Origin of the sequence: Streptomyces sp. NPDC006335 (genome assembly GCF_040612795.1) — a bacterium.
GTDB lineage: Bacteria > Actinomycetota > Actinomycetes > Streptomycetales > Streptomycetaceae > Streptomyces.
In genome coordinates this window covers 105,596-132,019 of sequence record NZ_JBEXQX010000013.1, presented here as the reverse complement: position 1 = coordinate 132,019, position 26,424 = coordinate 105,596, and the positions used below count along the sequence as shown (strand labels likewise).

The following is a 26,424-nucleotide window of genomic DNA, read 5'->3' as shown; positions in this document are numbered from 1 at the left end:
CGCCCGCTGCCGCTCATAGGCATCCAGCACGGAGAACGGCTCGGCACCTGCGGCATCCTTTTCCGCCCGCGGCACGGCAAACCAGGAGCGAGCCACCTCGTTGCGTTAGCCGCGGTGGGAGGCTGGACGTAGGGAAGGCGGCAGGCCGCGTGCACCGTCGAGTGTGGCCCCGTCCAGGTTCGCCCCCTTGAGATGTGCCCCAGCGAGGTTGGCTCCGGTGAGATCAGCCTTTTCCAGGTGTGCTCCGGACAGGTCACAGCGGGACAGTTCCGCCCCGGCGAGGTTCGCTCGGCGCAGATCAACTTTGGCCAGTCGTGCTTCGATCAGGACGGCATCAGCCAGATCCGCCCTGGACAGGTTCAGCCCCTCAAGGTTCGCACGCTGAAGGTCCGTGCCCCGCAGGCGAGCGCACTTGGCACCGACTTGCTTCCCGGATCTGGCGTCCTGGAGAAAGACTCCCACAGTTGGACACAAGGTCGCTTTGGCAAGATTTGCCCCACTGAGAGCGGCCTGACTTAGGTCCGCGCCCGCAAACGAAGCGTCACCCATGTCTGCGCACTGAGCAGGCGTGGAACCATTGCAGAACACTGCACCGCTCAGGTCGGCATCCAGGAAACTCACCCCCCGGAGATTGGTGGCCCAGACCTGAGCATCTCTCAGCCGTGCCTGGGTCAGGTCCACCCCGCTCAAGTCGGCCTCGGCCAGGAACGCATGGTCAAGCTGCGCATAGCTGAGATCGGCCTGCTCGAGTTCGGAACCGGTAAGGTCCGCGCTGACCAGATTGATGCCGCGCCGAGCAGGCGAATACGCCGGTGCCCACCCCCTCAGGTCGATGTGGCTCAAGTTGATCGTCAAGCCTTTGTCGCGCTCGGCTTTGCGTCCTGCCAAGACGTTCATCACCGCATCGACATCAGCGGGCAGTCGGTCGTTCCCGGATTTACCGGATTTCGTCGCAGAAGCATGGAGCCGAAGGTAGGCCGACAGCACTGACACCACCCTCGGGTGATCACGGGTTGAGTCATGCATGATGCGCTCCAAGGCGTAGATCCCACCGAGGCGTACATCTGTGGAGGCGGATCCCAAGTTGTTGATTGCAGCGTTGAACCGAGTTGTGATCTGCCCTTGCTCGCTGATCCGCAGTTCTTTACTGGTTTGTCCCACCTGCATCCACGTGAACAACAGGGCTACGAGGGCGGCCAGTCCGGGAAGGCTGACAAGGAGCAAGGACACCCACTGGACAGGAGCACCGCCCGGATTAGCGCGTGGGCTCTGCCGATACCGGCGCGGACGGGAGGATCGCCGAATTCTCATGCGGTGGAGCCGACCGAGGCTAGGTGTCCGGATCACAAACTAATGTCACAGGCTTCAAGCGTGGCCATCGAGGAGCCACACCGCATGGCATGTTGAATGGACGCGAGGGTTCTTCCAGCAAAGACCGAAGCGGGAGGCAGACACGGCGGCAACCTCCTGGCAGACAAACTCAGTGGTTGCGGAATGGTGCCCAGGGGTCGGGGAGGCGGCGTTCGGGTCCTCACCCCCGGTGGACAGTCCGGCGTAGGCGCGTAGGGCGGGGCGGGGCGGGGCGGGTGCCGGGAAGGCCGTACTGGGTGAACCGCTCGTGGAGGTCTGAGCCGAAGGGCACGGGTTGGAAGTCGTCGGCGGTCAGCAACTCGGCCAAGACTCTCAGCAACTCCCGGCGCCCGGGGGAGAGCTTTGTGAACACCGGTGCGGTGTCCGCGGGGTCGAACAGGGCTTCCAGCAGGTTCGCGGTGCGGGCTGCCGGCGGGTGGGACACGACTCCGGTCTTCTCAAGATGGGGCAGGACGCGGACGATCTCTAGGAGGACCCCGTCCGGGTCCTCGGCGGCGCCCATCAGGTGCAGCAGGCTACGGACGGTGTAGCTGTGCAGATCGCCGGTGTGGTGGGCGGTGGCGGACTTGGGGGCCGGGCCGGCGCCGAAGGCGGCCAGCTCGGCGGCGATGCGCTCCGTCGGCGGCAGTCCGGGCGCGGTGGCCGGGTGGTCGACCGGTATGCGGGTCAGGGCGGTGGCGGCGGCCCAGCGCGGCAAGGGGTGTTCCTGGTCGAGGTGGTGCCGGAGTCGGCCGCCTGGGTCGTGGTCGGCGAGCAGCCCGACCGAGACGAGAACCGTGGCGGCGCAGACGGGGTTCCGCTCGCCGTCGGGGCAGGCGGCAACGGGGACAGGGTGGCCTCGGCCTCCTCCGGGAACCAGCCGAGGAGGTACGCGGTCTCGGTGCGGATCTCTGGATCTCTGGATCTTCGGATCCCGGTCGCCGAGCAGTTCGAGCAGGACGGGAAGCTGGACGCGGACTGCGTCGTAGGAGCGCAGTGCGCCCTCGCGGGCGTCGACGGGATGCCCGGCCGCGCAGTACGCCCGTCCCTCACGCAAACTCTTCAGCCGCTCCTCGTCGGTCTCGGCGGCGATCTGCTCGTCATACCAGCGCAGATACTCTTCGGGGCTGATGGCCGCGGCGCGCCACGCGACGGTGTCGATGCCGAGCGGGAGGTCGTACTCGTCGTGCCAATCAATGGCCAGACGGGTCAGCAGCAGCGATTGACTCGGGCGTCGGCCGGGCCTGCGACAGCGATGCGGGCGAGGAAGGGCACGGCGTACGGAGAGGCCGAGTACTGGGCGCCCTGGTGGGCCGGCCCGCACACCGACCGGAGCTGGCCGGGCACGTCCTCGGCGCTGCCATAGGCCTGCTCCAAGGCTGCCCGGTCGATGTCGTCCAGCCCTGCCAGGAGATCTTCGGATCGCTTCATGATCCTTATGCTCGCAGGCAGCGCTGACACCGATCCCACAGACGATCGATCAAGAGAGCAAGTGCCAGTAGCTGATGCCGACCTGACAAGTCCGGTGGAGGCGTGCCAGAGCTCCGCCGACGGGCTGTGCTGAAGGCCGCCGGAGTCCCGGGCAGCATCGTCACGGCCATGCTGTTCGGGCCTCTCTGGCCGTTCCCTGACCTGAGCCCATGGGTACGAGGGGCCGTACGCGCGGGGATCCGACGGATCAGCTCCTCCCTCCCCGGGATACGCTCGCGCCCTTGCCTGATCGATTTCTCGTTCCAGGCTTCCTGTTCTGACCTTCTTCCGGGGGAAATCATGGGGATATCCGTACGCGGGTCCGTGTCGCGGAGAGTGGCGAGTGCAGCCCTCGGGTGCGTGCTGCTCGGCGGAGGAGCCGGTGCCTGCGGGACGGGTGGCGAGAGTAGTTCCGGCAAGTCCGCGCAGACGTCGGCGCCGGCCCTGACGCCCGCCGAGGCCGTGGCGAAGGCCGCGGAGGACTCCGCCGGCATCACGTCCCTCCGTTACCGGATCACCGGATCCGTGCCGGATCGGGGCCGGTTGACCGTCGACGCGGCCATGAGCACGGCGCCGCTGTCCATGACCATGGAACTGACCATGCCGGACCAGCGCGCGAAGGGCCCGCTGAGCATCCGGTTCGCTGGTAAGGCGATGTACGTCGGCGGTGGCGCCCTCGACATCCGGAAGCTGGGGAGATCGGCGAAGCTGGACCCCGACAAGTTGAACGGCAAGAGCTGGCTACGGATCGAGCCGGCGGCCTGGGGTCTCATCTCCGTGGACAACCAGTCCTACGGCATACTGCCCCACCAGGTCGAGGGCAGCCCGATCGTCCAGTCCACGCTGCTGACCGGCGCCAAGAACGCGAAGAAGATCGGGGCCGAGACGATTCTCGGCGCCCGCACCACGCACTACCGCGGAACCGTCACCTTCGACGGATTGCGGGCCGCCCAGGATGCTGCCACCGACAAGGCCAGCCGGGAACGCCAGACCCGCAGCCTCGACCAGTTCATCGCGCTGGAGCTCGACAAGAACCTCATCATGGATCTGTGGATCGGCGACGACGGGCGCACCAGGCAGTTCCGCATGCGGGGAGCCACCTACAAGATGCCCGTCAAGGCCGGCGAAGAAGCGACCGTCGGCGATCCCGTCGACTTGACCGTCTCCTTCCTCCGGATCAATGAGCCGGTCAGCGTCACAACCCCGTCCGCCGGGGACACCACGGACCTGGGCGCCCTGCTGGACGCGCGGACCGGCTGAGATTGTCCTGCCGTCCAGGCGCCCCGGCGTCGGCACCGAGGCCGGCACCGTGGGCACGGCGCGTCGAGTGCGGCGCCGAGCTCCCTGCCTACCCCGGTCGACCAGGCGAGGGAGGAGCAGGTGCAGCAAAGTCCTCGATGCAGCCGAGCGGATCTTCGTGTCCCTGACCGGCTACACGGGCCTCGACCGCGACCTGTCGCAGGAGATCCTCGCAGTCGTCCTCAAGTCCACAGCCCCAGCAGCAGGACTACGTGCGGCAGCTGGAGACCTTCGCGGACACCTGCCGGGAACGCCTCGTGCAGCTGTACGGGCCGGGCGGGAAGTTCGCGAACGAGAGCCACTGCTACCTGACCCATCAGCCCGAAAGCGTCGTGGTCTGCGAGTGACTGGACAGCGTCCCGATGGGGCTCGAAGCGGTGTGGAACGACGAACTCGGCTGGCTCCGCAATCGGAGGCGGCCCGGCGCGGGTCAAGGGCACCGGGAGTCAGCCGAGCGAGTCCTCGGACGGTAGCGGCGTACCGTGCGTGGGGGATGGCCACGATGGCGAGGGTGGGCCACATACGCGACGAGCGGCCCGCACGTGCAGAGCGGCGAGGGCAGCGTTGGTGCCGCCACCAATCGCGGCGCCGAACCCGAGTGGTGCCACGTGGCCGAGCACGATGATGCCCTCCTTGGTCCCGTGCTTCGTGACGAAGTTCTCTCCCAAGATCCCGTTGATCTGGTGCAGCCTCGTGACAGGGACCTTGGCGACCACCTGCCGTCCCCAGTGTGTTCCGGTGCGTGCGGCGATCCTTGGGATGGCGGCTGAGCCGATCCCGTCGAGCACGATCCCTCCCGCGATCATTCGCAGACGCTCGTCCTCGTCGCCAATTCCGTGGACTTCAGCGATGGAGAGCGCAAAGAGGGTGGTCAGCTGAAGCGACGAGATGGCGTCGCCTGCTGAGACGGATGCCCTGCTGAGACTGGGCGTAGCTGCAACTGCTCCGGCTACAGCGCCTCTTCGGGCAAAGGTCCTGATGTACTTCCGCTCCAGGTCGCGGATGACCTGTGCTGGCGTCGCCTTCGGGTTCCGGCCGCGGGCCCGCGCGATGCTCTTGCGCGCCAGGGGGAGCTGGGTGTCGATGGCCTGGTTCAGGCGATAGAGGACCTGTTGCCCGCGTGGGGCATCTGGCGGAACTGGTCCGTCGAGGGTGCCTGTTGCCATGCCTGGAACTCCCTGGATCGTCACGTTGCGAACGAGTCTGGCACCCGCCCAGCCGATCGGTTCTCGCGCCAGATGGACGGCCGCCGACGGCAACGAGAAGGGAAGCAGGGGTGATTGCTCCATCGCAAGGCGCTGCCCTCTTGATTCGCGCTCCAGTTCGCCTGGTGTGTTGCTGGTCGCAGGTGGACACCGGCGTTGATTCCCCGCGTGGGAGAGTTGCTCCCCGTACGAGAGACCATGCCGACATCTGCTCCCTATTGCGCCGGACATACCCACCAGCTGGGCGGCAGGATGCTGGTGAGGGACTGCCGCGCAGGAGTACGCCGCTTCCTCCGGCCGACGCCTGGCCCGTGCCGGAGAAGGCGTTCAAATTTACTGCTGGTAGGGCCCCGTCTGGGCGCTGAGAGGTGTTGGCTCGGCTAGTCGAAGGAGCACCATCGTGGATCCTCAGCCCCGTAATGACGACCATCGCCAGTCCGTCTTCGTGTCGAACGCCTATCACCGGGATCGTGACCCGCCGCCGCACTGGCTTGTCACGGGAGAGCGTCCCGTGGCGTCGACCGTGGTGGTGGCCGCCGTCGCGGTGGCCGCCGAGGACGGGGTGCGGCTGGCGGACCGTCCCCCGGCCTGTCACGTCGACCACGAGCAGTGCTCCGAGTCGGATCTTGGGCGGTCGCTGTATCTGCGGGGCAGGACCAGCGGGGTGATAGAGCCGCAGTCCGGTGTCACGGAGCATGCGCTCCCGGACGAGTTCGCCGCCAAGGTCCTGGTGGTGCCGCGCAGCTTCCGGTGGAGGGGGGCGATGTGGACGGCCCTGCTGGGCAGTTGGTCCGATCCTCGGTGAGGTCGGCCCCACCGCGATGGCCCGCGTCGACCAGGCGTTGCGCGCAGCCCTGGACCTGTAGTCGCCCCCACGGAGAACCGCTGCTGCGACCTCGATGGCAGACGCAGGCCGCCGCAGGGGTCGTTGCAGGGAAGGCAGGGCGGGACGAGGGTTGAGGTAGGAGACCTACCGCGGTCCAACGGGATGGACCCTGTCCCGCCTCGCGGTCGATGGCCGTGTCGAGACCGGTCCTCTGATCGCAGTCGCGGCCCCGCTTGCGCCCAAGTCCCTTACGCGGCGGCTTCCTGGCGGTTGCCCCGAACGCGCACACGCCCACTACCCCGGCTCCGTCAGACAATGGCAAAGGCCCCAGCCGGGCAGGGGCAGAGTCCTGAATCCCTCAAAGTCGCAGACGAGCAGCCACACGGGCCCGTGATCGTCCCAACCTTCAGTTCAGCGGTGAGCCCGAGTCTGCTGTCGCACTCCTCAAGGCGGCCGGTATAGGGGCCCGCGCTCAGCGGTGCCACACCGCTTGCGGATGACCGTGGCGATTGGGTGCCTCGCCGGTGTGGCATCAGGCCGTTTTGGTGTCTGTCGATTGCCATAGACAGGGTGAGGAGCAATACAGGCCGCAGACGGATGAGTCGGATTGCGCACAGGCGCACGATCCGACAACAGGGTCGCAGCCGCGGTGCGGGCGCGCGTCGTGCTGACGGCTTGGGCCGGCACCAATGGCTAGGGCTCACAGCGGCCACCTTGCCCGGCTTGGCCGCATTGGCGGCGCTGCTGTTCACGTGGAGGGAACTAGGGGTCGCCGAAGAGGGACAGCTCACCAGCCGGTTCAACGACGCGATCACCAACCTCGGGTCGCAGTCGTTGGACGTGCGCTTCGGGGGGATCTACGCGCTGGAGCGCATCATGCAGGACTCGCCCCGAGATCAGCCCAGGATTATCTCGGTCCTGTCGGCGTATGTAAGAACCCACGCACCCGTCCCGACCGGCGGCTTCGCGAAGGAGCCCCAGGACATGGAAGTGGCACTCAAGCGACGCCCGGCCACTGACGTGGCGGCCGTGATGAATGTGCTGGCACACCGCGGGACCGGCCACGACGAAGGCGCGCAGCTCGACTGGAATCGAACGGACCTGCGGGGCCTGGTGCTGTCCACCTGGGGCATCAAGGACATTGCAGCGATCCCCAAGGGCCGCAAGCTTCCCGGCACGCGTGCCTCATTCAGCTACGTGATCATGGCGGGTGCAGACCTGCGGCATGCGGTGCTCGCGGGAGTAGACATGCGCAACGCGTTCGCCAGCGAGGCCAACATGGGCGGAGCGACGTTCCTGCGCGCAAGCCTGAATAATGCCCAACTGGACGGCGCAGACCTGAGCCGCGCGGTGCTTGTGGAAACGGACCTGACTGGGGCCGACCTCAGTAGCGCAAACTTGCACGAGACGGTTCTGGGGTCAACGTCGGACGTACCAATGCGTACCGAACCGTCCAACCTCACCAACGCTGTTCTCTGGGACGCGGATCTCACAGGTGCGAGCCTTGAAGGAACGAACCTGACCGGGGCGATCCTGGTTGATGCCAATCTGAAAGGCGCGCACCTGCCTGGGGCGAAGCTGCACGGCGCGAAGCTCAGCTCAGCTGACCAGTCTCTACAATCCAAAATCCCCTATGGTGCCGTCACGGACGGCGCAAATCTGGCGGACGCCGACCTGACCGGAGCCGACCTGACGAACGCTGACCTGCGCGGCGTGAACCTGACCGGGGCAAACCTCACCAACGCCGACCTGCGAGGGGCACGGCTGACCGGAACTAAGCTCACTGGAGCCAAGACCCGCGGGGCGCGCGGACTACCGCAAACAGGGAATGCCAAGACCTGAGAGTCCTGACCAGGCGGGCCCTGGCCCGCTGCGGTAGCAGGTGAGATTGGTACTGCTTGACCCGCGCGGATGGAACGGCACACCTCTGGAACTTCGGCACTGGCCCTACGTCGAGGTCGCCTGCCGCTGACTGGTGGGCCCGTGTAGTCGCTGCGTGCCCGGCCGCAGCTGTGCGTCTCATGTCTCGTTGAGCCGTAGCGACGAGCGATCATCCTTCCTGCGGTTAACCGGCGACGGAACGGTGCTGGCTCTCCCTTTCGCACGGATTGGGGAGCCGTTCTGCCGGAGTTGGGCGCAGACAGGACGACTTTTGCTGGGCGGGATGCTGTGGGCATGTTCCTTCCGCCCGAAGCATCCTCGCTCAGGTGGTTCCGTCGCTTGAAGGTGGCTTTTCCTGCGTCTCTCTGCGAATGGCGCGGAGTTCGCGTGCCCTGCGGTGCACGGCTTCGCGCAGGCTCTCTTTTCGCGGGTCGGCCGGGCGTGGAGTATCAGGAGAGGCCGTGCGTCCTTTCAGCTGCCCGATCAGCTCACGCATCTGTGCGGCGCGGTTCTTGCCGCGGTTGTCGTCGTCGACCATGGCGCCCTCCCTCAGGTGGGCTGAGCGGTGTCGTTGCCCATTGTCCTACGCGCCGCCTTCCCAGGTGCCCTCGACGACCGGCTCGGTCCGCAGCTGCTGGATGCGGTCGCGCCACCCGCTGGCCCGCGATGACGTGGACCGCTTGGCTGCGGCGGTCAGGGAGCGGGCGGCAGTGAAGCGTTCGGACAGCGGTCCGCTGTGGGCGATGCGCGAGATGGTTCCGGTGCGGGAGTCGATGGCTGCGCGCAGGCTGCCGGCGCGGGCGGTCAGCTTGCCCAGGTCCACGAACTCGGGCTCGTCCGTGCCGAACCAGACTTGCTGCCACCAGTGGTCGCTGACAGGGTCGTGCCAGCTGATGTAGCCGCCGGGCAGGATCTTGCGCGGCCCGTCGAGTTTGCCGGTGAAGCTGTAGCGGACCCCGGGAGCGGTGACGGGGTCGTAGAAGTGCGGCGTGAAGAAGTCCGACATCAACAGGCCATTGATGGTGTAGCCGTTCTCAGGGGCTTCGGACGCAACATGCCGCCCATGAAGATCGACCCCCATAGTCGGGCGGAGCGAGCACCACCCGACTGATTGTGGTGTGGCTGAAGTGATCGCAGCGTTCGGGCCGTAGCACAACGGCCGGGGTCCCCTCCCAGACCTCGTCGTCTACTCTCCGCCCATGTTTTCTCCACGCAGATGGATCTCCGCGACGATCGCCGCACCGATGATGGTCACCGCCATGATGACGGCGGCCTGTTCGGGTTCTGCGGACCCGGGCGCGGACTCCCATGCCGCCGCCCCGTCCACAACGGCCCCGGCGTCGCCGAGCCCTTCACCCACCTCGGCCTTCTGCCTTGATCTGACACCCTTCCAGGTCGGCGTCGTCGTCTACCGGGGCGACCTGGCCGACGCGGTGCACAGCCAGCAGCTGGACCTGAAGGGTCTGCGGCAACGGGCTGCCGCGATAGCTCATATGGGTGAGGAAATGCAGGCGAGCGCTCCATCGGACATCGCCAAGCAATTCCGTACAGTGCTCGGTGCGATCAAGCGTTCGTCGAGCAACCTGAAGCCGCACTCCCCGCTGCGCGATGCGGTGACCCCCGTGTTCAACGAGAAGGTCAATCCGTCCTTCGACGCGGTGAACGAATACGACTGCGGCGCCGAGGACAAATGACGTACGCACACTGAACCGACCCACGGCCGGATCGGGAGCGGAGAGCCGGCCGCCGCTCTGCTGCGGCTTGGCAACGGCCTCAGCTACCGGCATCGAGTTTCGTCGGTGCCCTGACGAGCCGGTGGGTGCCTTCCAACCGGCACCCACCGGTAGTCGTCCTGGTTCCCCCCGCCCTACCGGGCAGATCCGCTTGCCGGCCGCTGTTCAGCCAGGCGTTCGGTCGTGATCGAGTCCTGAGAGGGAGGCCCGGGCCCGCTGGTACCGTCGCTCGTATTGACCAGAACGGACCCGAGGTTGAGCCCTTCGCGCCGGAGGAGTACGCGCGCGTCGAGGCGGCCGCCCACCTCGTCGGCAAGTCACTGAGGACTTTCGTCCGCGACGCGGCGCTCAAGGCGGCCGACGACCCGTTCTACAAAACCCTTGGTAAAATCCGCGACCGCGTTCCGCAGCTCGCCGAGGTCTTCGCCGCGCAGGACACCCAGGCCGCAGACACCATCGATGCCTGGCCTGACCCCGCCCCCATGGGCAGCGGCGACCTGCGCGAGATCCAGCAGCATGGTCACGCCGCGTGTGCGATTCCCCACGCCCAAGAGCTTCTGCAGATCGCATAGACCCTCCCGGGCGACCCGGCCTGTCTCGACCTGGTAGTGCTGGACGCCGTCTGCGCCCGGGCTCAGGCCCACTACAGGGCCGCGACGTGTACGCCAGCGACCGGTTCAAGGCCGCGGCCATGCTGGAGACCATCGCGCTGCACGAACCACTGAAGGCGAAGAACGAGTTCTTCGCCTGGCTGGTCGTCATGCGCGCCAAGCACGAGGGCGCCCGCGTGCAGGAGATCGCCGCGCAGCTGCGCGCCTGGTCCACCGGTTAAGGCCGGCCGAGCCCGGGCTAGCCGTTCTCGTCGTCGGGCACGTCGAACGTGATGGTCTGCTCGTTGGCCGTCTTCTCTGCCGCACTCAGCCGCTCGATTTTGTACTTCTCGTCCAGGACGCGGGCCTTCAGCCCCGAGGACAGAGCGCGAGCCCGCATCCCGTTGTCCCCGGTGACTACTGTGACCGGCGTCATCGACGTGCGACAGTCGAATGTATGAGGGTGGCTGGCCTCAGCGCCCTCTGTAAATGTCTCCGTCCACTGGAAATGTCTCCGTCCACTGGCGGCAGGAGGACGGTGATGGCTGGTCCGTGCCGCAACAGCGATGTCGAACGGGCTTTCAAGCTGATGGGGCCACCAGAGCACCTGGCCGCTATCGGCCCGGGGTCACGAGACCGGATTCGTACGCCACCACTACCGCTTGTGCCCTGCTGTCCAGGTCCAGTTTGGTCATCATGCGGTTGAGGTGGGTCTTGACGGTTGCCTCGCTGATGTAGAGGCGGTCGGCTATCTCCAGGTTGGACAGGCCGCGCGCGATCAGTTTCAGGACCTCCAGTTCGCGGGAGGTCAACGCATCCAGGTCGGCGGGCTGTTCGCTGGCGGTCTGGCGGGCGTACGCCTCGACCAGGCGGCGGGTGACGCTGGGCGCGAAGAGCGCGTCACCGCTGGCGACCGCGGCTACCGCGGCCAGCAGCCGTTCCGGGCCGCAGTCCTTGAGGAGAAACCCGCAGGCCCCGGCGCGCAGTGCCCCGTACACGTACTCGTCGAGGTCGAAGGTGGTCAGCACCAGGATCCGGGGCAGGGGCTCGGCAGCCTGGGCGAGGATGCGTTCGGTGGCATCGATGCCGCTCATGCCGGGCATCCGGAGGTCCATCAGGATCACCTCGGGAGCGGTCTCGGCGGCCAGCGACACGGCTTCCGCGCCGTCGCTGGCCTCGCCGACCACCTCGATGCCGGGTGCGGCGTGCAGCAGGCCCACCAGTCCGGCCCGGATGAGGAACTGGTCGTCGACGACGAGCACGGTGGTCATGTGGTGGCGTCGTCCCCCTGCACGGCGGCCCGCGCGGAGGTCGGCAGGGTCAGCCGCACGGCGAAGCCACCTTGGTCCTGCGGGCCGATGCTGATCTGCCCGCCGTAGAGCTTGGCCCGCTCGCGCATGCCAATCAAGCCGTGCCCGCCGTCGGTTCGTACTCTGTCCAAAATCACCCCCTCTCCGTCGTTCGTGACCGAAACCGTCACCTGATGCGGTTCGTAGCTCAGCCGTACCGTTGCACTCGTGCCGGGCGCGTGTTTCAGGACGTTGGTGAGTGCCTCCTGCACCACGCGGTACGCGCACAGTTCCACGCCTGGGGCGAGCGGGCGCGGGGTGCCCTCGGTGGTGAGGGCGACCGGGACACCGCCGGCGCGGACGCGTTCGGCCATCTCCTCGAGACGGGCCAGGCCCGGCATCGGGCCGACCGGGGCGCCGTCGTCGGCGCCGCGTAGCACCATGAGCATGCGGCGCAGCTCTTCGAGGGCCTCCTTGCCGGTGGCATCGATGGTGTCGAGTGCGGCACGCGTGGTCTGGCGGTCGGTGTCGAAGACGAACCGGGCTAGACCGGTCTGCACCGAGATCACGGACATGTGGTGGGCGACCACATCGTGCAGTTCGCGGGCGATCCGGCCCCGCTCCTCGGCCACCGCTCGCCTGGCCCGCTCGGCCTGTTCCCGGCGCAGCTGCCGGGTCAGCTCGGCCGAGCGGCGGGCGAGAACGCCGAACCGCCACAGCACCGCCGGGTAGACCACAGCCTGCCCGATGACGGACGGCCAGGAGTCGGTGTGACTGACCGCGCCCGCGTAGATCCAGACCCCGCCCATCAGCGCGGCGCAGGGGACGGAGAGGCGCAGCGCTCGCAGGGAGGCGACGGTGTAGACGGCGAGCATGGGGCCGAAGCTGCACACCACGGCCCAGTAGCCGGCGGTGATGTACACCAGCCAGGTCGCGTGCACGAGGCAGCAGACCACGACCGGGGCCCGGCCGCGGAGCACGAGCGGCAGGTGGACCAGGACCACCAGCGCATAGGCGGTCACATCGAGCGGATTCTGCCCCTGGCGTGCGGCCTCCGGGCCCAGCAGCAGGGCCACACTGGTCAGCGCCGCCGCGATCAGCGTGTCGACGGCGAGAGGGCGGATCCGCATCGCAGCAGCGTAAGGCCGGTCGGGCGGACTGGCGTCAAACTTCCGCGGTAACGCGGAAGTTGCAGGAACCGGGCGACTAACGCGCTGGTCTGCGCGGGAGTTCAACCCCGCGTAGGACGCGGGTCGTACGCGGCGGACCGTACATTTCCACCTCGGGCAATCTGTTCGATCTGTCGAAGGAGACTCATGAAACGCCTCATCACGGCTCTGGCCCTGGCTGGGGTCCTCGTCACCGAAGGTTCGCTCCCGGCTGTGGCCGCTCACGCGCCGCCGACCGAGCAGAGGGCCGCAGCGCCGAACAAGTGCGCCCAGAGGAACACCTACAAGAACGTGGGCCGGGGCGACTACTTGTCAGTCTGGGCGAGCGGCGGCAAAGGAGCCAAGATCGTTACCTGGCCGCGGAACGGGGCAGCCAACCAGTCCTGGTGCATGGAGAAGGCACGCGAAGGTGGTTGGTACTTCCACCCCTCCTACAACCTGAGTCTGTGCATGGACTCGCCGAACAGCAGCAACGACGCGCCGATCTTGTGGACGTGCAAGGGAAACGCGAATCAGCGCTTCAACGTAAGCGGCGGCTTCATCCAGTTGCGGCGAGACGGGGACTACGTCACGCATGCCGTAGGTGGCGGGAACGGTCGGCAGGTGTTCATGTCCGGTGGCAGCGGCTGGGGTTCCTTGTCTCGCTGGAGCTAGGGCACTTCCTTCCGGAAGCCAACACCTGTCGGGCAGGACGTATTCACACCAGGAGGACTCATGACCAACCGCTTACTGGCGGGCGTTGCCGCTGCGGCCGTCATCGTCGGAGGCCTGACAATGGCGCCAGCGTCCACAGCAGCAACACTTGCACCGCTCAGCAACTGCAGTCACTCGTGGCGCAATGCCAGTGCAGACTCGGGAAAAATCTCCACCACCGACGTGAATATGCGAAAAGGTCCGCACTTCATGTGCGACATAATAGGGACCTTCAGCAAAAATAAGGTTTACGCACACTGCTGGGATACCGGCAACAAAGTGCATGGAAATCCTCACTGGTGGCACGTCCGTATCGCCGGAACGGACACCAACGGCTGGGTTTCTGAGTACTACCTCTCATACTCGATATCGCGGAGCACCAGCGAAAGGTGCTGACGCTACCCTCGACCCGGTAAGGGGGGAGTCGCAGGGGCCCGCGCGCCGCCGTGTGACAGCGAGGGCCACAGGGTGCGCCGGTAGGTCTCCGTAGGACGCGGCATGGCGTCGTCGAGCAAGTCGTACTGCGTCTCCTGCCGGACCATGCGTGGGGAAGTCCTCGCTGATCATGGACCACCGGAAGGCGATCACCTCGGCGTCGGATGCGTCCGTTCCCGGGGCCGGAGCGTTGACTACGGGCGTGAGCATGCGACTCATCGGGCACCACCAGTGGACTTGCGGGGCGACGGCACCGCGTCCACCGCGTCCCGGAGACGGTCCGGAGCCGGTATCAGGTACGGCGCCGCGATGGAAAGCCGTGCTGGTCCAGCAGGGCAGCGATCTCGTCCTGGCCGCCGCCCGCGTCCGAGAGATTGCTGCCGGCCGCCCGGCGCAGCATTCGCGGTGTGACATTCCGGCCCAGCCCGGCGCGCTTCGACAGCCGCCCGAGCAACTGGGTGATCGAGTCGGCGGTCATCTCGGCGCCGAGCGGCTCAGCGAACAGGTACACCAGCACGAAGTCGCTGCCTGGGCCGTGCGGCAGCGCCATCCGCTCCATCACGTACTGGTCGTAGGCAAGGACCACCAGGCGATCGACAGGCTTCCAACGCCCCGGCGCCGCGGTCGGCTGCCGCTTGGCCCAGGCCCCGTTGACGTTGTCCCGCCGCAGCGTGTGCGGGTGAGAGCCTCGCTTTGGGTAACCGAGCGGCGTCGAGTCCAGCGTGAAGTGCATGTCCTCCCGACGGAGGCCGGCTGCAGCTTTGGCCGCAGCCCGGCCGCCGGCCACTGCGCTCGTCCCCTCCCCGGCAGGGACCGGGTACGGCTACTGTGGCGGCATGGCGAAGGAGATCCGCATCGTGGTCGACGATGAGACGTTCCAGGAACTGCAGCGTCGTGCCGCCGATGACCGTGAAGATCCAGATCAGTACGCAAGTCGGCGACTGACCGCCGACCTCGCCCGGAGCCGCTTCCTCGAAGGAGCGAAGGCCTTCGCCGAGGAGCACGGACAGGCCTTTGTCGACCGCTTCGGGACCGGTCCCAGCAGCCACGCCGCCTGATGCCGCCCGTGGTGCTCATCGATGAGCGCTGGCTGCTGGACATCGCGCAGAACCTCGTACCCGGCGACCCCGACGTCATGGACTACGGCGCGTTGGCTGCCGCCGTCGCCCGCCACCGTCACGAGGTCATGGGAACCCTGGTCTACCCGGCTGTCCATCACCGTGCCGCCGCGCTCCTCCACGCCCTGGCACGGATCCCGGCCCTTGAACACTCGAACGAACTGTTCGCCGCTCAGGTCGCCTACGCCTACCTCCACGCCAGCGGCATCCAGGTCAAGGTCGGCAGCCAGGAAGCGATCACGCTAGTTGCCGAAGTCGTCGAAGGACGCCGCGACGTCCGTCAGGCAGCGGAGGCGCTCAAGGCCTGGGGTTGATGTGCCCGCACGGTGGGGGCTGTCGACAAGGTCGGGAGCATCAGCGGAGGCATCGTGGTGGATGTGGTCGGATGATCTGGCGCTGGCTTCGGCGCGCTGGGTGATGAGGCGAGCGACCCGGGCCGCGCTGTCGCCGTGTCACCGGCACACCGCGTCCATGGCCGTCTTCGGAACGGGCGTGCCCGGTTCAAGCAGTGCGGAGAGCGCTTCGGCGACATCAACAGCGTTGTGGCACCGGGTCGCGAGACCGTGTCCCAGTAGTGGGCGGCCGAGGATCGGGAGCTGATGGCGAGGGCGGCGGGGTAGATCACCTGGTGCCCGTAGCGGGCCCGGGCGCGATCGGCGACGGCTTCGATCGCCAGGGGTTTGTCGTCGTCGGCGTCGAGGGTGAGCTGCCGGGTGGCCCGGTTGTCGGGCCGCAGGGCGTCGGCACGTATCGCGATGCTGCGGCCCGGGGCGCGCTGGAGGCCGAGGGAGTCGTACACGGCGTACGCCGTGCGGGCCAGGAGGACGGTGTGCTGGGTGGCTTCGGGCAGGGTCCTGCTGTGTCGGGTGGCACTGAGATCGGCGTAGCGGACCGTCAAGGTCACGCCCGTGGCGATCTGGCCGGAGGTGCGCAGGCGGGCCCCGAGGTCGTCGGCGAGGGCGATCAGGACGCGTCGGTGGGCGGCCGGGTCGAGTTCGTCGCGGGCAAAGCGGTGCTCCGCGCTGCGGCGCAGGCGGCGCAGGGTGATCGCCGTCCCGGCGGCCGCATCGCCCTCTGACGACAGCCCAGGACGACTCCCCGACCGCCGGCGAGCAGACCGACGGCACGGAAGCACCCGCGACGCCGGCAGCCGCGGCTATCGCCGAGACGGTGGGCCGCGTACTCGCCATGGCCGCCGCGGCGGCGAGCCCGTCGCGGCCCGGCGATGCCGCCGAGATTGAGGCGATCACTGAGGCGATGATCCGTCTCCTGGTGGGCACTTCGCTGCGCTCGGACGGCCAGCTGACGATCAAGTCCCTCGCCCAGGAAGGGGGCCTCAAGCGCAACATGCTCACCCACAAGCACATCGGCCTGAAGGACCTGTTCCATGCCCTGGTGCGCATGCAGGACATGCGGCCGAGGGTGGTCGACGAGCTGAAGCGGACCAATGACGAGCTGCAGCGGAAGCTCGCACGCCTGCGGGCCGAGCGCGACCGTCTGCGCACCGACGTCCAGCAGCTGGTGCGGGTCGTACACGTCCTGGAGGTTGAGAACCAGCAGCTGCGCGAGGCAGCCCGTAGCAACGGCGTCGTTCGTGTACTGCCCGTCCAGCACCGGCCCTCGGATCGCTAGCCCGTGATCATTCAGCATTGGCACAGAACGGCTGCCGCGCACCATCACCGCCTGCCGCACGCTGCAGACTCACCGGGCGTTCCCGATGATCTCGGCCTCATGTCTCGCTATGGCCAACCATGCCGCAGTTCAAGTGCACGCGGTCTGGGACATCACGCGTGAAATCCCATCAGTGGCGGGTGTGGGTGAAGCGGAGCGCCGTCAGCTAGCGCGCGGGGTGGTGTACCGGGCGGCGGGGGTCGGGCGGTTGCCGCCGGTCAGCAGGTTCGGCGTCCAGGAAGGCGCCGAGGGCAGTGGGTTGGTTCTCCAGGCCGGGGATGCAGATCGTCGCTCCTGTCGCACTGCGAGCGGAAGCCGCCTGGGGTGGCGCAACCGCCGGAGCAGGGGAGAAGGGCCTCGCTGCCACCACGCAGCCTGGCCCCGCAGCGGCAGCGACTGGCGCCGACACCGCCCTCGGTGTTCCGCGTCCCGGAACAAAGATTGGTCCATCGCGGTGGTGATGTCTAAACCGGTGTACAACCGCCGCTTCCGCTTCCCTCTGGAGGTACCCCGTGTCGACCAGGCTCGACAACGCAAGCCCAGACTCCGTGCCACCAGCGGTGGTCAAGGCAGCCGACCTGCTGGCGGAAGCTGCCCGCACCGGGGCCTCTTGTCCGCCGGTGCGAACGCTGTTCGACGAAGGCGGCGATCTGGAGACCGCGTACGCCGTGCAGCAGCTGAACGTCCGGCGCGCCCAGGCCGCCGGCCGCCGGATCGTGGGCCGCAAGATCGGCCTCACTTCGGTGTCCGTGCAACGCCAACTGGGCGTGGACCGGCCGGATTTCGGGGCGCTGTTCGCCGACATGGCGGTGGCCGACGGCGGCCGGGTGCCGCTCGGACGGTTGCTGCAGCCCAAGGTGGAGGCCGAGGTCGCGCTGGTGCTCGGCCGTGATCTGCCGCACCGCGAGTGCACCGTGGTGGACGTGCTGCGCGCGGTCGACTTCGCGCTCCCCGCTCTGGAGATCGTGGACAGCCGGGTACAGGGGTGGGACATCACCCTCGTCGACACGGTCGCCGACAACGCCTCCAGCGGCCTGTATGTCCTCGGCGGCGCCCCGCTGCCGCTCACCGGCGTCGATCTGCGCGCCGTGACGATGACCATGACACGGAACGGCGAAACCGTCTCCGAGGGCACTGGTGCCGACTGTCTCGGCAGCCCGCTCAACGCGGCCGTCTGGCTCGCCTCCGCCCTGGCCGAGCGGGGCGACCCGCTGCGCGCCGGAGACCTGGTGCTCACCGGAGCCCTGGGGCCGGTCGCTCCCGCCGTCCCCGGTGACCGGTTCGAGGCGTCCATCAGCCACCTGGGCACCGTAGGTGTCGAGTTCACGAGTGAGAAGAACGAAGCATGAGCGCACGAACCAAGGTCGCCGTCATCGGCTCGGGCAACATCGGCACCGACCTGATGATCAAGGTGCTGCGGCTGTCGGAGACCCTCGACATCGCGGCGATGGCCGGCATCGACCCGGACTCCGACGGCCTGGCCCGCGCCCGCCGCCTGAAGGTGGCCACGACCCACGAGGGCGTCGAAGGACTCGTCCGGCTGGACGAGTTCGCAGACGTCGAGATCGTCTTCGACGCCACGTCGGCCGGCGCACACCGGCACCACGAGGACATACTGCGCCCGCTCGGCCGCACCCTCGTCGACCTCACTCCGGCCGCGATCGGCCCGTACGTGGTGCCGCCCGTCAACGGCGAAGTCCACATCGACGCACCGAACGTCAACATGGTCACCTGCGGCGGCCAGGCCACCATCCCGGTCATCGCCGCGGTGGGCGCCGTCACCCCCGTGCACTACGGCGAGATCGTCGCCTCCATCTCCTCCCGCTCCGCCGGCCCCGGCACCCGGGCGAACATCGACGAGTTCACCGAGACCACCGCCTCCGCCATCGAGCGGGTCGGCGGCGCCCGGCGCGGCAAGGCGATCATCATCCTCAACCTGGCCGAACCCCCGCTGATCATGCGGGACACAGTGCACTGCCTGGTTTCCGACTGCGCCACCGAGTCCGTCACGGCATCGGTCGAGGAGATGGTCGCGCGCGTGCAGGACTACGTGCCCGGTTACCGGCTCAAGCAGAAGGTGCAGTTCGAGAAGGTGGTGCTCGACGACCCGCTGCGTACCTTTGCCGGCGGCGCGGGCGAGGTCCTCAAGGTCTCGATCTTTCTGGAGGTCGAGGGCGCCGCCGACTACCTCCCGGCCTACGCAGGAAACCTCGACATCATGACCTCGGCCGCGCTGCGCACCGCGGAACGCATGGCCGCACTCCCCCACTCTCGGCTTCGCTCGAGCGGGGGGACCCCCATCGCCACGGAGGTGGCCTGAAGATGACCCGCCTGTACGTCCAGGACGTGACCCTGCGGGACGGCATGCACGCTGTCCGGCACCGCTACACCGTCAACCAGGCCGCTACGATCGCCGCCGCCTTGGACGCCGCCGGGGTGGCCGCGATCGAGATCGCCCACGGGGACGGTCTGGCCGGCTCCAGCATCAACTACGGCGTCGGTGCCCACACGGACTGGGAGTGGATCGAGGCGGTGGTGGGCGCCGTGCGCCGGGCCGTCCCCACGACTCTTCTCCTGCCCGGCATCGGAACGGTCCACGACCTGAAGCAGGCTCACTCCCTGGGCATCCGCTCGGTGCGCGTCGCCACGCACTGCACCGAGGCCGACATCTCCGCCCAGCACGTCGCCGCCGCGCGGGAGCTGGGGATGGACGTCGCCGGGTTCCTGATGATGTCCCACATGGCCGAGCCCGCCGAACTCGCCCGCCAGGCCAAGCTGATGGAGTCCTATGGCGCGCACTGTGTGTACGTCACCGACTCCGGCGGCCGCCTCACCATGGACGGCGTCCGCGACCGCGTCCGCGCCTACCGCGGTGTCCTCGACCCGGGCACGGAACTCGGCATCCACGCCCACCACAACCTCGCCCTGGGTGTGGCCAACACCGTCGTCGCCGTCGAGAACGGTGTGGTCCGGGTCGACGCCTCCCTCGCCGGCCAGGGGGCGGGGGCGGGCAACTGCCCGCTTGAGGCCTTCATCGCGGTCGCCGACCTGATGGGCTGGGAGCACGGCTGCGACCTGTTCCCGCTGATGGACGCCGCCGACGACCTCGTGCGACCACTCCAGGACCGCGAGGTACGCGTGGACCGTGAGACGCTCACCCTCGGCTACGCGGGCGTGTACTCCAGCTTCCTGCGCCACGCCGAGACCGCCGCCGCCCGTTACGGCCTGGACACCCGCAGCATCCTCGTCGAGGCCGGCCGGCGGCGCATGGTCGGCGGTCAGGAGGACATGATCAGCGACATCGCACTGGATCTGTCCGCGCGGGCGAACACCGCGTCCTGACGCGCGGAGCCGAGGAGGAACCGGTGCGCCGTCGGCTGTATCTGTCCCTGCTGGTGTGCGGGCTCTGGACCGCTGGGCATCCAGGCATCTCCACGCGTGACGGTTGCAGTGACGGGTCGTCACGCTGGAGGTGCACTTCGCCAGATCCGGCTTAACGAATATCAGAAAGGAAGATGATTGGCATGGGTCAGCCGGTAGCGTTCTTCGAAGTGATCAGCACAGATCAAGAGCGGGTACAAAAATTCTACGCGGATCTGTTCGACTGGCAGGTCACCCCGGATCCGGCGATGGGTGGCTACGCTCTGGTGGACACCGGCGCCGGCGGCGCGGCGATCATCGGAGGGATCGGCCCGTCGATCGCCCCGGGAGACACCGGAGTCAAGATCTACATGAGGGTCGACGACCTGGACGGTTACCTGGAGAGGGCCGAGGCGCTGGGTGGGAAGAAGGTGGTGCCGCCCACCGACCTGCCGGGTGACCACAGCCGTTACGCGATCTTCGCGGATCCGGACGGGAATCTTGTCGGCCTGTGGGTCTGACGACAAACGGAGGATCCCGTAGAGCGACGAGACGCAGTGCCCGATGGCCGACACCGCGACGGACACCGCGACTGACGAGGCGCTGCCTCACTCGCTGAACCGCGTCGCCGGGCGGTCCTGCGTCTCGTCGCCACGACGCGCCGGCGAGATTGCCGCGGCGTTCGACATCACCCGCACAGCGATCGGCCATCGGGGATTGCCGGTCAGGGTGGCCCCTGGCCGACCTCCCCGCCCACCGGCCCCCGCCCTCGACCCGCACCGGCAGCCCCCGGCCGATCCCGGCGAGCCGACTGCACGCCGCCCCCAACCGCGCCCGCAGACTCACCGTTGTGCGGGCCGCTTCCGGCGGCTGTGGGCGGCCGGCCGGATACACGGTCGGTCGGGGCGCCCGGGAAGGAGGATGGGGGCATGGACATCGAAGACGTCATGAACTTCCTGGTCGAGCACCGTGCCCCGAACGTGGTGCCCGGTTACATCTCTGAGCAGATCCTTTCCATGGGATGGATCATCGACGTCGAATCCGGCACGCGCATCATCGAGGTCGGTCGGCGGTGGCTGAGGTCGGACGATGCGTTCCGGGCGGCCGTTGCGATTGGTCTGGAGAATGAAACCTATCTGGCTGACTCCTTGGACGAGCTCATCGAACTGGCCGAGCCGATGAAGGAGCGGTTCCCCTCGATGGCCGACGACGTGAGCGCATGGCTGGAGCGGGCCGGGCTGTCGTACGAGAGGCGGCAAAAGGGGTACTGGGCTCACTGAGGGTGTGTGAGCCGCAGCGTCGACCGTCTGGTGCAGGGGAGGCCTGCCACCCGCTCTTCCTCGCAAGGGGGCGAAGTGTCCGTCGGTGCCCGCAGCGGTGTTACTGCATGGTGTACGCCGCTGCGGGCCCTTCTCAGTTGCGCGCCGGGCGGGGGCTCCGCGCTGCGCCGTGGTCAGCGCGGAGGTGACGTCAGGCGGGGGAGAGGTCGGGGCGGGCGCGGTGCCGACGTGCGGGTTGCCACTACCGGCCGGAGGCGTCGCGGGTGACGTCGGGGCCGACTTCCACCACCAGCTCAGGTTCTACCGACGCGATGTTCAGCGGTTCCCAGCGCCCCACCCAACGGAGAACGACCAGCCCCGTCCACGGGTGGCCGCGCCGGCCCGGAGCGAAGCATGCCAAATCCCGTGGATCGCGGGCGGCCGGAGTCCGATGGTCATAATGCTGACGACGCGCCGGCTGACGAAACCAGTGGCCGACCTGCCTACCGCAGGGCGCCGAACCACCGCACCACGGCGGCGGTTCCCGCCTGCTGGGACCCCAGATGGCGTGAGCCTTCGTAATCAGGGGTACCGAGGCCGATCACCGGGGCGTGGATGCCGCGGGCACGCAGGGCGGCGTCACACCGGGCGGTGTTCGCGGTGACGGCCTGCTCGTCCCCATCGGCGTAGTAGAGCCGGATCGGAGCGCGCGGCGTCCAGTCCGCACACACGCCGTCGGTGATCCGCAGGGCCGCCGCCAGCCCACCGGTGGGGTGGGCCAGCATCGCCCGGCCGCGGGGGGTGAGGAGCGCGTCGATGGAGTCCGGGGTGCCTGCCACGACCTCCTGACCAGTGTGCATGCCGTCCAGCAGACCTTCGATCGTCTCGTCATACGGCGCCTGGAACACCTGGGACGGCGTGTCGTAGAGATGGTGCAAGCGGTTGAAGGCGGCCAGGGTGAGCGCCGTGTAGATCACGCTGGCCTTCGGCTCTGTCTGCCCGGACAGCAGCGCGGGCAGCTCCGCGTCGCGGAACGCGTACGCGCCGCTGATGGGCGCCACGGCGCGCAGCCCGAACCATCCGTCGGTGCCTTCCTGCAGCGACCGGGCCAGTCCCAGTGCCGCCGAGGCGCCCTGTGAGAAACCGGTGACCAGTACCTCGCGCCGCAGCTCCCGGCCCTTCGCCCTGACGACGGCGCGGGAGGCACGCAGCATGTCCAGGGCTGCCGTCGTCTCCGTGGGCACATCCATCCAGGGATGCGGGCCGGGGCCCAAGCCCAGCCCCAGGTAGTCGGGGAGCACCGTGGCGAATCCTGCGGAGGCGTAGGTCAAGGCGGGCGCCTGGTCCCAAACGCTGGTCGAGACCGAGGCGACGTCGTCCTTGGACAGTTCCGTCCCGTGCGTGAAGGACACGGTCCGCAGCCGCCGTTCGCCGCTGCGAGGCAGGGCGAGCAGTCCGCTCGCGGTCGTGGGCCGGCCGTGAGGGTCGACCGTGCGGTACACGATCCGGAAGGTGTCCAGCCCGTACCGTACGGCGCCGGTGTCCCAGGCACCCGCCTCGTCCCCCGCCAGCTCAGCCGCGACTTCGCGGGCAGCCAGCGTGCGCAGGTGCTCGACCGACACGAGCGTGCCCCGCGACAGGTCCGCCGGAACCGGCGCAACGGCGGTGACCCGGGGGCCCACCGCTTCCTGTGCGACAACGGTCGTCGTGCCGCTCGCCGTCAGCGCCACCAACACCGCCGAGACCATCAGTACCCTGCTCATTCGCCTCATACCGCGACCGTACGTAGCCGTCGACACCACCGGCCATCCGGCCAACTCTCCTATGGGGGTGGGGTTTTCCCGAGGGCGCGTTCGGGTGCGGGTCTTCTTGGCATGGCAGAGGATCCGCATCAAGGCGCCCGGGTTGCTGAAACGGATCCGTGGTCGGGCCGCCCGCCTGGGACGTGGCACCGTCTGCCACTCAGGCGAGCCACTCGTGAAGTGCCCTCGAAAGGCCATGACTTTCTGCTCGCTCACCGAGCGCCCATTTTTCGGGAATGCTCATCAGCCGGCTCTTGGAGGGGTCGCTCCTCGCGAATTCCGGCAAGGGCCGAGGCGACGAGGGCGACAGCGCCGTCGTCGTCGTGGGCCAGTCGGCGCAGGACCTCCTGCGCGGTGGTTCCCTCGATCTCGACCAGCGCCTGGGTAAGGCGGATCCGCGTCGCGGAGTCCGCGGTGGGTGCGGCCAGTTCGTCGACCAGGGCGGTCATGATGCGGTCCGCGCATCCGGGATCCAGGGACAGCATTCCCAGAACCTCCCCCGCGTCCACGTCGTTGGGGCCCTCCACCACCATGTTGACAAGTATGGGCATGGCCGCGGCCACACCCTGCCTGCCCAGAGCCAGAGCAGCGTGCCTGCGCACCGTCGTGTCCGGGTCGCCGAGGGCGCCAGTGAGCGCTGCGGCAGCCGCCGGAGCCTCGGGCATCTCGACGATCGCCAACACCGCGCGCCGCCGGATGCCGGCGTCCTCTGAGTGCAGGCCCGCCTGCAGCGTCGCCACGCCGTCGCCGCCCGATCGGGCGAGCGCCCAGCGCAGCGCGCCCGCGACGTGCGGGTCGGTCTCGGTCAACACCGCCCCGGCCAACAGATCGGCGGGTACCGGCAGATCCTCCGGCCGGCCCAGGACAGCCTGCTGTCTGTGCGCGGCGCTGGTCGAGTTGAGTTGCCGCATGAGTTCGACGATGCGCAGCACTCCCTGCCAGTCCGTGGGTGCCAACGCGTCGATCGCACGGAGCCGCTCGAGCAACTCCTGTTCTTGCGCCAGGCGGTCCTCCGTCCTCCGGATGATGTCGCCGACCAGGTCGGACGGAGTGAAGGCCGGGTCCTCCAGTGCGCGCCCGATCTGCTTGAGCGAGAGCCCCAGGGACCGCAGGCTCTCCACGTGGAAGATCTTGCGGACATCCTCGGCAGAGTATGCGCGGTAGCCACCGGCCGTGCGGCCCGTGGGCCGCACCAGCCCAAGGGCGTCGTAGTGCCGGAGCATCCGTGTGCTCACCCCGGAGTGGCGGGCCACATCCCCGATCAGCACTCCACGCCCTCCGCCTCTGCAGCTTTCACAGCTCCCCTGGGCTCGGTCGTCTGCGCGGTCTCGACGGGCTCCGAGCTCTCGGTGTCCGCCGACGCAGCAGAACACGCAGCAGCTCGTTCCGGACCGAGCGCGATCACTCGCCTCGCCTCGTCGAGGGCGGCCTCGAAACCGGTCTCCGGGTTCTGCCGGAGCAGCTCGGTGGCCCGGGCGTGGGCGGCCACCGCCGGGTCGGCACTGTCCGCGGCCCGCTCCAGGGCAGCCTTGTTCACGTCACCGAGGTCGACCAAGGCCCGGCTCAGACTCAGTTGCACACTTCGGTCGCCACGGCCGAGCTGCAGAACCAGTTCGTCGGCCAGGCCCTTCTCCTCGTCCTCGGGCACGAGAGCGACCGCGACGCGCCACGCGGTCCGCGCGACCTCGTCGTCGGGGTCCCGCAGCATGTCGCGGGTGATCCAAACCCACGTGCTCTTGTCACCGATCTTCGAGAGTGTGTGCAGGGCCTGACAGCGAGCCTGGGATCGTTCGGAGTCGAGCTCCCGGCGGATCCGGGGGAGGGTGATCTCCGCCGGGAGTCGGGTCAGCGCCCAGGACAGCACGTCTCGTACGAAGAAGTCCGGCTCGACCGCGCACCGCTCGACGAGCAGCTCCAGGAACACAGGGTCGGGGTGCGAGCCGACCGCCAGGGCAGTCTGAAGCCGGACCGACGAGTCATCGGCGCTCAGGGCATCGGTCATACGGGTGTTCCGCGGGGCCATGTCGGTCGTGTTGATCGGGACCACCTCCTGCGCCCAAGTGAAAACCTTGTCACCCTGTCAAGGTCAAGGCCACGACCTGCGAAGAGGGGAGTGCTCTGGTACGGCATCCTCTCGGATCCGCCGACTGGAGGTGGAGAGCGGCAGACGCAATCGCACGCTGATGCCGTCGAGGCAGCTGTCGTAGGACGGCGGCCGTGCGGCCGTGCGTCATGAGCCGTTTCCGTAAAGCACTTGTGAGCTGCGGGGGTAAGCAAGGTGTGGCCTGACCCCGCCTACCGCCCAAGCCTTGGACAGTGTCTGCGGGTTGCCCATTGTGAGCAATTGTCATGACCTCTGGATGCTGCTCACCGGGTCTAGTGATCAAAAAACTGTGTCGCCTGTGGGGGCGAGTGACCGTAGCGTCCGCCTATGGATTGGAGCGCCTGGCACGACCAGTACGACGCGGCCGACTCGTGGATGGCACGGCGACTGCGGACAGTTCAAGCGCAGGTCCGCGCTGCCTTGTCTGATGCCCCGGCCGGCGGGTTGAAGGTGATCAGCCTCTGCGCTGGGGAAGGCCGCGACCTTCTGGACGTTCTGGCCGAGCATCCCCGCCGCGACGATGTGCGAGCGAGGCTCGTCGAGCTGGACCCGCGCAACACTGCCGTCGCTCTGGAAAGGGCTGGCCGGGCAGGCTTGCACCAGGTCGAGGTCGTGACCGGCGACGCCTCCCTCATCGACCATTACGAGGACATGACCCCTGCAGATCTCGTCCTGATCTGTGGCGTTTTCGGCAACATCACCGACGCCGATGTCGAGCACACCATCGCGGCCTGCAATCAGCTGTGCAAGACCGGCGGCACCGTTATCTGGACCCGGCATCGCGCCGAGCCTGACCGGGTGCCGCTGATCTGTGAATGGTTCGAAGCGCAAGCCTTCGAACTGCGGTGGCTGTCAGCACCGGACGCAGGCTTCGGAGTCGGTGTGCACCGGTTCGTCGGCGCACCTCAACCCTTGCGGCGCAGCACTCGTCTGTTCGAGTTCGTGGGCTACGACGTGCTCCGTCAGGCCGTGGCAGCGGAATCCCTCGGTCGTAACGACCCCACGCCGCACGACCAACGCGGCACGTAGTCGGTGGGGATGGTCAGGCGGCGTCGGCCTCTGGCCGTTCGACCAGGACGCCGTTCGCGAACCTCGCGCCGGCACGAACAAGGGGCACCAGATGGGCTCCGGTGATCGCCCGCCGAACGGGCTGGGCGGACTCAACGAGCT

Annotated in this window: 32 protein-coding genes; 18 read left to right on the top strand and 14 right to left on the bottom strand. The window is 68.2% G+C overall.

Annotation, left to right across the window (positions count from 1 at the left end; all coding sequences use genetic code 11):
• Positions 1-105: 105 nt before the first annotated feature.
• The 3 genes from ABZ098_RS30810 to ABZ098_RS30800 form a co-directional block, all read right to left on the bottom strand.
• On the bottom strand, positions 106-1,230 hold the full coding sequence (locus tag ABZ098_RS30810) for a pentapeptide repeat-containing protein (protein WP_356596683.1): 1,125 nt from the start codon (positions 1,228-1,230) through the stop codon (positions 106-108).
• A gap of 301 nt (positions 1,231-1,531) precedes the next feature.
• Positions 1,532-2,407, bottom strand: a complete 876-nt coding sequence (locus tag ABZ098_RS30805; protein WP_356596681.1) for a hypothetical protein — start codon at positions 2,405-2,407, stop codon at positions 1,532-1,534.
• 152 nt (positions 2,408-2,559) lie between these two features.
• Entirely contained in the window at positions 2,560-2,781 is a 222-nt protein-coding gene (locus tag ABZ098_RS30800; RefSeq protein ID WP_356596679.1) for a hypothetical protein, read from the bottom strand.
• A 375-nt stretch (positions 2,782-3,156) separates the two neighbouring features.
• Here ABZ098_RS30800 and ABZ098_RS30795 point away from each other — a divergent pair, with 375 nt between their 5' ends.
• Positions 3,157-4,080 (top strand): hypothetical protein, encoded by a 924-nt coding sequence (locus ABZ098_RS30795; RefSeq protein ID WP_356596677.1) that lies wholly within the window; start codon positions 3,157-3,159, stop codon positions 4,078-4,080.
• A 251-nt stretch (positions 4,081-4,331) separates the two neighbouring features.
• Entirely contained in the window at positions 4,332-4,466 is a 135-nt protein-coding gene (locus tag ABZ098_RS30790) for a hypothetical protein (protein ID WP_356596675.1), read from the top strand.
• A gap of 99 nt (positions 4,467-4,565) precedes the next feature.
• Here ABZ098_RS30790 and ABZ098_RS30785 read toward each other — a convergent pair whose 3' ends face one another.
• On the bottom strand, positions 4,566-5,285 hold the full coding sequence (locus ABZ098_RS30785) for a hypothetical protein (protein WP_356596673.1): 720 nt from the start codon (positions 5,283-5,285) through the stop codon (positions 4,566-4,568).
• A gap of 550 nt (positions 5,286-5,835) precedes the next feature.
• Here ABZ098_RS30785 and ABZ098_RS30780 point away from each other — a divergent pair.
• Positions 5,836-6,129: a hypothetical protein gene (locus tag ABZ098_RS30780; protein ID WP_356596671.1), complete on the top strand. Its 294-nt coding sequence runs from the start codon at positions 5,836-5,838 to the stop codon at positions 6,127-6,129.
• A gap of 744 nt (positions 6,130-6,873) precedes the next feature.
• Complete coding sequence (locus tag ABZ098_RS30775) at positions 6,874-7,992, top strand: pentapeptide repeat-containing protein (RefSeq protein WP_356596669.1); 1,119 nt, start codon at positions 6,874-6,876, stop codon at positions 7,990-7,992.
• A 361-nt stretch (positions 7,993-8,353) separates the two neighbouring features.
• Here ABZ098_RS30775 and ABZ098_RS30770 read toward each other — a convergent pair whose 3' ends face one another.
• Entirely contained in the window at positions 8,354-8,569 is a 216-nt protein-coding gene (locus tag ABZ098_RS30770; RefSeq protein WP_356596667.1) for a hypothetical protein, read from the bottom strand.
• Positions 8,570-8,614: 45 nt separating this feature from the next.
• A complete protein-coding gene (locus ABZ098_RS30765; protein ID WP_356596665.1) occupies positions 8,615-9,037 on the bottom strand; it encodes a hypothetical protein in 423 nt (140 codons plus the stop codon).
• 193 nt (positions 9,038-9,230) lie between these two features.
• Between ABZ098_RS30765 and ABZ098_RS30760 the strand changes: the two genes are divergently transcribed.
• The 3 genes from ABZ098_RS30760 (at position 9,231) to ABZ098_RS30750 (ending at position 10,596) form a co-directional block, all read left to right on the top strand.
• Positions 9,231-9,725, top strand: a complete 495-nt coding sequence (locus tag ABZ098_RS30760; RefSeq protein ID WP_356596663.1) for a hypothetical protein — start codon at positions 9,231-9,233, stop codon at positions 9,723-9,725.
• Between the two features lie 125 nt (positions 9,726-9,850).
• The gene (locus ABZ098_RS30755) at positions 9,851-10,336 is read left to right on the top strand and encodes a hypothetical protein (protein WP_356596661.1); all 486 of its coding nucleotides are present in this window, start codon (positions 9,851-9,853) and stop codon (positions 10,334-10,336) included.
• Between the two features lie 86 nt (positions 10,337-10,422).
• The gene (locus ABZ098_RS30750; RefSeq protein WP_356596659.1) at positions 10,423-10,596 is read left to right on the top strand and encodes a hypothetical protein; all 174 of its coding nucleotides are present in this window, start codon (positions 10,423-10,425) and stop codon (positions 10,594-10,596) included.
• Positions 10,597-10,613: 17 nt separating this feature from the next.
• Here the strand turns inward: ABZ098_RS30750 and ABZ098_RS30745 are convergent, their stop codons facing one another.
• The 3 genes from ABZ098_RS30745 to ABZ098_RS30735 all read right to left on the bottom strand — a co-directional run bounded on the left by ABZ098_RS30745 (position 10,614) and on the right by ABZ098_RS30735 (position 12,773).
• Positions 10,614-10,754: a hypothetical protein gene (locus tag ABZ098_RS30745; RefSeq protein WP_356596657.1), complete on the bottom strand. Its 141-nt coding sequence runs from the start codon at positions 10,752-10,754 to the stop codon at positions 10,614-10,616.
• A 214-nt stretch (positions 10,755-10,968) separates the two neighbouring features.
• On the bottom strand, positions 10,969-11,625 hold the full coding sequence (locus tag ABZ098_RS30740; RefSeq protein ID WP_356596655.1) for a response regulator transcription factor: 657 nt from the start codon (positions 11,623-11,625) through the stop codon (positions 10,969-10,971).
• Positions 11,622-12,773, bottom strand: coding sequence for a sensor histidine kinase (locus ABZ098_RS30735; RefSeq protein ID WP_356596653.1), 1,152 nt, complete (start codon positions 12,771-12,773; stop codon positions 11,622-11,624). Before ABZ098_RS30735 ends, ABZ098_RS30740 begins: the two co-directional genes overlap by 4 nt.
• A 186-nt stretch (positions 12,774-12,959) precedes the next feature.
• Between ABZ098_RS30735 and ABZ098_RS30730 the strand changes: the two genes are divergently transcribed.
• Positions 12,960-13,466 carry an RICIN domain-containing protein gene (locus tag ABZ098_RS30730; RefSeq protein WP_356596651.1) on the top strand — a complete coding sequence of 169 codons (507 nt, stop codon included), beginning with the start codon at positions 12,960-12,962 and terminating at the stop codon, positions 13,464-13,466.
• Between the two features lie 60 nt (positions 13,467-13,526).
• Complete coding sequence (locus tag ABZ098_RS30725; RefSeq protein WP_356596649.1) at positions 13,527-13,901, top strand: hypothetical protein; 375 nt, start codon at positions 13,527-13,529, stop codon at positions 13,899-13,901.
• A gap of 331 nt (positions 13,902-14,232) precedes the next feature.
• Here the strand turns inward: ABZ098_RS30725 and ABZ098_RS30720 are convergent, their stop codons facing one another.
• Positions 14,233-14,673, bottom strand: a complete 441-nt coding sequence (locus tag ABZ098_RS30720) for a hypothetical protein (RefSeq protein WP_356596647.1) — start codon at positions 14,671-14,673, stop codon at positions 14,233-14,235.
• A gap of 103 nt (positions 14,674-14,776) precedes the next feature.
• On the opposite strand from ABZ098_RS30720, the gene ABZ098_RS30715 reads away from it, so the two are divergent.
• Both ABZ098_RS30715 and ABZ098_RS30710 read left to right on the top strand, forming a co-directional pair.
• Positions 14,777-14,998: a hypothetical protein gene (locus ABZ098_RS30715; RefSeq protein ID WP_356596645.1), complete on the top strand. Its 222-nt coding sequence runs from the start codon at positions 14,777-14,779 to the stop codon at positions 14,996-14,998.
• An 8-nt stretch (positions 14,999-15,006) separates the two neighbouring features.
• Positions 15,007-15,372, top strand: coding sequence for a fic family toxin-antitoxin system, toxin component (locus ABZ098_RS30710; protein ID WP_356596643.1), 366 nt, complete (start codon positions 15,007-15,009; stop codon positions 15,370-15,372).
• On the opposite strand, the gene ABZ098_RS30705 is transcribed toward ABZ098_RS30710, so the two are convergent.
• On the bottom strand, positions 15,339-16,193 hold the full coding sequence (locus ABZ098_RS30705; protein ID WP_356596641.1) for a hypothetical protein: 855 nt from the start codon (positions 16,191-16,193) through the stop codon (positions 15,339-15,341). The genes ABZ098_RS30710 and ABZ098_RS30705 overlap by 34 nt on opposite strands.
• Positions 16,194-16,228: 35 nt before the next feature.
• On the opposite strand from ABZ098_RS30705, the gene ABZ098_RS30700 reads away from it, so the two are divergent.
• The 6 genes from ABZ098_RS30700 (at position 16,229) to ABZ098_RS30675 (ending at position 21,369) form a co-directional block, all read left to right on the top strand.
• Positions 16,229-16,690 (top strand): hypothetical protein, encoded by a 462-nt coding sequence (locus ABZ098_RS30700; RefSeq protein ID WP_356596639.1) that lies wholly within the window; start codon positions 16,229-16,231, stop codon positions 16,688-16,690.
• Positions 16,691-17,289: 599 nt separating this feature from the next.
• Entirely contained in the window at positions 17,290-18,078 is a 789-nt protein-coding gene (locus ABZ098_RS30695; RefSeq protein WP_356596893.1) for a fumarylacetoacetate hydrolase family protein, read from the top strand.
• Positions 18,075-19,049, top strand: coding sequence for an acetaldehyde dehydrogenase (acetylating) (locus ABZ098_RS30690; RefSeq protein ID WP_356596637.1), 975 nt, complete (start codon positions 18,075-18,077; stop codon positions 19,047-19,049). Before ABZ098_RS30695 ends, ABZ098_RS30690 begins: the two co-directional genes overlap by 4 nt.
• A 2-nt stretch (positions 19,050-19,051) precedes the next feature.
• Positions 19,052-20,071 carry a 4-hydroxy-2-oxovalerate aldolase gene (dmpG, locus tag ABZ098_RS30685; protein WP_356596635.1) on the top strand — a complete coding sequence of 340 codons (1,020 nt, stop codon included), beginning with the start codon at positions 19,052-19,054 and terminating at the stop codon, positions 20,069-20,071.
• A 182-nt stretch (positions 20,072-20,253) separates the two neighbouring features.
• Entirely contained in the window at positions 20,254-20,610 is a 357-nt protein-coding gene (locus ABZ098_RS30680; protein ID WP_356596633.1) for a VOC family protein, read from the top strand.
• A 408-nt stretch (positions 20,611-21,018) separates the two neighbouring features.
• Positions 21,019-21,369 carry a hypothetical protein gene (locus tag ABZ098_RS30675; protein ID WP_356596631.1) on the top strand — a complete coding sequence of 117 codons (351 nt, stop codon included), beginning with the start codon at positions 21,019-21,021 and terminating at the stop codon, positions 21,367-21,369.
• A 482-nt stretch (positions 21,370-21,851) separates the two neighbouring features.
• On the opposite strand, the gene ABZ098_RS30670 is transcribed toward ABZ098_RS30675, so the two are convergent.
• From ABZ098_RS30670 to ABZ098_RS30660, 3 genes are all read right to left on the bottom strand, one after another.
• Positions 21,852-23,111, bottom strand: coding sequence for a lipase (locus tag ABZ098_RS30670; RefSeq protein ID WP_356596629.1), 1,260 nt, complete (start codon positions 23,109-23,111; stop codon positions 21,852-21,854).
• 251 nt (positions 23,112-23,362) lie between these two features.
• Positions 23,363-24,418, bottom strand: a complete 1,056-nt coding sequence (locus tag ABZ098_RS30665; protein WP_356596627.1) for a MerR family transcriptional regulator — start codon at positions 24,416-24,418, stop codon at positions 23,363-23,365.
• Positions 24,412-25,152, bottom strand: a complete 741-nt coding sequence (locus ABZ098_RS30660; RefSeq protein ID WP_356596625.1) for a HEAT repeat domain-containing protein — start codon at positions 25,150-25,152, stop codon at positions 24,412-24,414. Before ABZ098_RS30660 ends, ABZ098_RS30665 begins: the two co-directional genes overlap by 7 nt.
• A 429-nt stretch (positions 25,153-25,581) precedes the next feature.
• Between ABZ098_RS30660 and ABZ098_RS30655 the strand changes: the two genes are divergently transcribed.
• Positions 25,582-26,283 (top strand): class I SAM-dependent methyltransferase, encoded by a 702-nt coding sequence (locus tag ABZ098_RS30655; RefSeq protein ID WP_356596623.1) that lies wholly within the window; start codon positions 25,582-25,584, stop codon positions 26,281-26,283.
• The last annotated feature ends 141 nt before the right edge of the window (positions 26,284-26,424 follow it).